This window comes from Streptomyces sp. NPDC055078 (assembly GCF_053607985.1).
This window is the reverse complement of record NZ_JBSGUP010000705.1, coordinates 1-4,146: the sequence shown is the minus strand read 5'-3', so window position 1 is coordinate 4,146 and position 4,146 is coordinate 1. Positions and strand designations below refer to the sequence as shown.

4 protein-coding genes are annotated in these 4,146 nt (G+C 70.8%); 1 reads left to right on the top strand and 3 read right to left on the bottom strand.

Features of this window, described 5'->3' with window-relative positions; translation table 11 throughout:
• Positions 1-835, bottom strand: an 835-nt coding sequence (locus ACWF94_RS35165) for a TIGR03571 family LLM class oxidoreductase (RefSeq protein WP_453498166.1), incomplete at its 3' end; no start/stop codon positions are given.
• Positions 836-987: 152 nt separating this feature from the next.
• Here ACWF94_RS35165 and ACWF94_RS35160 point away from each other — a divergent pair.
• On the top strand, positions 988-1,647 hold the full coding sequence (locus ACWF94_RS35160) for a TetR/AcrR family transcriptional regulator (protein ID WP_453498164.1): 660 nt from the start codon (positions 988-990) through the stop codon (positions 1,645-1,647).
• A gap of 74 nt (positions 1,648-1,721) precedes the next feature.
• On the opposite strand, the gene ACWF94_RS35155 is transcribed toward ACWF94_RS35160, so the two are convergent.
• The gene (locus ACWF94_RS35155) at positions 1,722-3,002 is read right to left on the bottom strand and encodes a DUF6986 family protein (protein ID WP_453498162.1); all 1,281 of its coding nucleotides are present in this window, start codon (positions 3,000-3,002) and stop codon (positions 1,722-1,724) included.
• Positions 3,003-3,038: 36 nt separating this feature from the next.
• A complete protein-coding gene (locus ACWF94_RS35150) occupies positions 3,039-4,022 on the bottom strand; it encodes an electron transfer flavoprotein subunit alpha/FixB family protein (RefSeq protein ID WP_453498159.1) in 984 nt (327 codons plus the stop codon).
• Positions 4,023-4,146 lie beyond the last annotated feature (124 nt).

Sequence of the window (4,146 nt, the reverse complement as noted above, 5' to 3'; positions counted from 1 at the left end):
CACCGAAGGCGCCGTGGTTCACCCCCGCCTCCTTCCAGCGGCCCAGGAGTTCGAGCAGGCCCTCCGTACCCGTACGCAGGACGAAACCGCCGCGCAGCGCGGTCGGCGGGTGCTTGGGGTCCTCGACCAGGTCGATCCACTCATTGGTGCCGACCGGGCGGAACTCCTGTCCGGGTACCAGGTTCCGCCAGTCGGCGATCTTGCGCCCCAGGGCCCGTGGCCCCTCGGCGGTGGCGGACGCCTTCGGATAGACGAGCCAGCCGTCGGCGTGCTGGGCGATCCAGTCCGGGGACTGCTGGGAGGACCCCGTGACCAGCAGGGGAATCCTTCCGTGCACCGGCTTCGGCAGCAGGTCGGCACCGTGGGCGAGTTCCTTGGGGACCTCGGTGCCGAGCAGTTCCCGGAAGGCGCCGACCGCCTCCCGGTAGCGGAGGCCACGGGTGGCGTGGTCGATGCCGTACGCGGGGAACTCGATCGGGCGGTCGCCTGACGCGGCGCCGAGGACCAGCCGCCCACCACTGAGGTGGTCCACCGATGCGGCCTGCTTGGCCAGGTCGATGGGGTGGCGAAGGGTGAAGACGACGCTGCCGGTCGCGAGGGAGATCCGGGAGGTGTGCGCCGCGAGCCAGGTCAGCGCCGACCACGGGTCGTACACCTGCCCCACATCGCCGAAGGAGGGGTCGGCCAGGGGTACGTCCCGCACCCATGCCGCGGCGAACCCCGAGCGGTCGGCCGCCTGGACGATCTCGGTCTGGCCGCGCATTCCGGCCATGCCTCCCGCGTACGGCCACAAGGGCAGGAACAGGCCAACGGTCAGTTCTCCCGGCGCGAACATGCGCCCGTACCCGGGGTGGCCCGTCCACGAAGCCGCCGGTGCTGTTGTTGTCATCGGGTACCTACTCATCGCTCGGACGTCCCCTGGCTGGAACGTTCGATCCAGACTATAGACACTTTGGATCGAACGTTCCAACCAGTAGGCTGAGCGGCATGAGAACCAGGGAAGCCGGAGAAGCCGACGACGGAGCCGATACGACAGGTGCCAGGGCGGCCGGTGCACCGGCCGGCGGCCGGTCCGAGGCCGACACCCGGCGCAGGATCGTCGAGGCCGCCGCCGCTCTGCTGCAGAGCCAGGGCTACGAGAGCACCTCGGTCAAGCGCATCGCCGGCGCCGCCCAGGCCTCACCCAGTTCCGTCTACCACTTCTTCCCGGGTGGCAAGCAGGAGCTGGCCATCGAGGCGATGCGGCACGGCGCCGGGGAATTCAGTGAACTGCTCGCCAAGGGGCTCTCGTCCTCCCCCGACCCCGCCGAGGCGGCGTCCGCCTGTGCCCTGCTGCTGGCCGACAGCCTCAGGCAGTCGGACTGGACGGACGGCTGTCCGGTCGCGGTGACCGCGCTGGAGACCGTCGGCCGGGTTCCCGGCCTCCAGGAGGCGGCCACCAGCGCCCTCACCCAGTGGCGGGATCTCGTCGCCACCAAGCTCGAAGGCAGCGGTATCGCTCCGCCCGCCGCCCGGTCACTCGCGGGCACGGTCATCAGCATGCTGGAGGGCGCCGAACTGCTGAGCCGGGTGACCGGCGACGACACCCCTCTCCAGGACGCGGCCGTCCATCTCGCCCAGCTCGTCAGGGTGTCCCCGCGGAGCTGACGCCGGGCGGGTCCGCGTACTTCTTTCCGTGTGCTTCCGTGTGCTTCCGCGTGCTCAGGAGCGGCCGGGCGTGCTCAGGAGCGGCCCGGCGCGGCGAAACTCTCCAGGCCGGCGCGGCTGAGACCGGTGCGGCGCGCGACCTCGGCGGGGTCGAGGGCGCCGCAGTCCAGACCGCGCAGCAGATATCCGCTGAGCGCCTTCGCGGTGGCCGGCTCGTCCAGCACATCGCCGCCGACGCGCTCCGCGTAGGCGGACAACCGGGCCGCGGCCTGCTCGAATCCCTCGCGATAGAAGGCGAAAACGGCCGCGTAGCGGGTGGGGAGATGCCCGGGGTGCATGTCCCAGCCCTGGTAGTAGGCGCGGGCGAGGGCACGCCGGGTGAGCCGGTAGTGGAGCCGCCAGGCGTCGTGGACCCGGGCGGTCGGGCCGACGGGGAGCACATTGGTGGAGCCGTCGGACACCCGTACGCCCGTGCCCGCCGCCGCCACCTGCATCACGGCCTTGGCGTGATCGGCCACCGGGTGGTCACTGGACTGGTGGGCCGCGCTGACGCCGAGGCCGGCGCTGTAGTCGAAGGTTCCGTAGTGCAGCCCGGTGACTCGGCCGCATGCGGCCTGGATCATCCGGGCCACGGTGGCGGTGCCGTCGGTGGCGAGGATCGACTGACTGGTCTCGATCTGGATCTCGAACCCGATCCGCCCGGCGTCGATCCCGTGCTCCCGCTCGAACGCCTCCAGCAGCCTCGCCATCGCGGTGACCTGCTCGGCGTAGGTCACCTTGGGCAGCGTGAGGACGAGGCCGCCGGGCAGACCGCCCGCCGCCATCAGCCCGGTGAGGAAGATGTCGAGGGTGCGGATGCCCCGGTCGCGCACCGCCGCCTCCAGACACTTCGTCCGCACCCCCATATACGGGGCCGCCGTGCCGTTCCGGTACGCCTCCGCCACCAGCCGTGCCGCACGGGCGGCGGCGGTGTCCTCCTCCGCGTCCGCGCGCGGGCCGTACCCGTCCTCGAAGTCGATCCGCAGGTCCTCCACCGGCTCGCGCGCCAGCTTCGCCCGCACCCGGGTGTGGACCTCATCGGCGAGCGCGCCGGGCAGCCCGAGCACCGCGGCGAGCGACTCGGCATCGGGGGCGTGTTCATCGAGCGCCGCCAACGCCTGGTCGCCCCAGGAACGGACGGTGTCCGCGGTGAACACATCACCCGGTACGTAGACGGTGTGCACGGGCTGACGGGTGCCGGGGTCGCCGGGGTAACGGCGGGCGAGTTCCGCGTCCACGGGCGCGAGGGCCGCGCCGATCTCCGCGCTGACGGCGGCCGGGAGGCTCGTGGCCACCTGCTCATGGGGACCCGTCACACCACACACCCTCCAGCCATCCGCCGCGCCACCGTCTCATCCTTTGCGGGTTTGGATTTCGGTGGTGAGTTGGGGGATGACGGTGTGGAGGTCGCCGATGATGCCGTAGTCGGTGAGGTCGAAGATGGGTGCTTCGGGGTCTTTGTTGATGGCGATGATGGTTTTGCTGGTTTGCATGCCGGCGCGGTGTTGGATGGCGCCGGAGATGCCGGTGGCGATGTAGAGCTGGGGGGAGACGGTTTTTCCGGTTTGGCCGACTTGGTGGGTGTGGGGGTACCAGCCGGCGTCGACGGCGGCGCGGGAGGCGCCGACGGCGGCGTGGAGGGTGTCGGCGAGGGTTTCGATGAGGTGGAAGGCTTCGGGGCTGCCGAGGCCGCGTCCGCCGGAGATGACGATGGCGGCTTCGGTGAGTTCGGGTCGTCCGGTGGCGGTGCGGGGGGTGTGGTGGGTGATGCGGGTGGTGGGTGTTTCGGGCACGCCGCTGTCTGTGCCGTCTTCGTTGGTGGTGAGGGTTTGGGTGTGGGGGGTGGTGGGTTGGGGGGTGGGGGTTGTGGAGTTGGGTTTGACGGTGATGACGGGGAGGGTGTGGGGGGTGGGTTGGGTGGTGGTGGTGTGGGAGGCGGCGAAGGCGGTCTGGGTGGTCTGGGGTCCTTGGGGGGTGGGTTGGATGTCGGTGGCGTCGGTGATGAGGGCGGCGTTGAGGCGCAGGGCGAGGCGGGCGGCGATTTCTTTGGTGTCGGGGGTGGAGGGGAGGAGGACGGCGGTGGGCTGGGTTTGTTGGCAGGCGTGGGTGAGGGCGTTGAGGTGGGGGGTGGTGAGGTGTTCGGTGTAGTGGGGGGTGTCGTGGGTGATGATGCGGGTGGCGCCGTGTTCGGCGAGGGTGGTGGTGGTGTGTTCGGCTCCGGGGCCCAGCGCGAGGGCGACGGGGTCGCCGAGGCGGCGGGCGAGGGTGAGGAGTTCGAGGGTGGGTTTGCGGACGGTGCCGTCGGTGTGGTCGACGTAGACGAGGACTTCAGCCATGGGACACGGACTCCAGCGCGAGAGAAATGGGGTGGTCTGGGTGGTGGGGGTCAGATGAATTTGTGGGTGGTGAGGTAGTCGGCGATGAGGGTGCCGCCGTTGCCTTCGTCCTTGACGACGGTGC

Bases quoted from the DNA above. Each gene is read 5' to 3' on its own strand.
- ACWF94_RS35150 (WP_453498159.1), bottom strand. From the start codon at position 4,022: ATGGCTGAAGTCCTCGTCTACGTCGACCACACCGACGGCACCGTCCGC.
- ACWF94_RS35160 (WP_453498164.1), top strand. From the start codon at position 988: ATGAGAACCAGGGAAGCCGGAGAAGCCGACGACGGAGCCGATACGACA.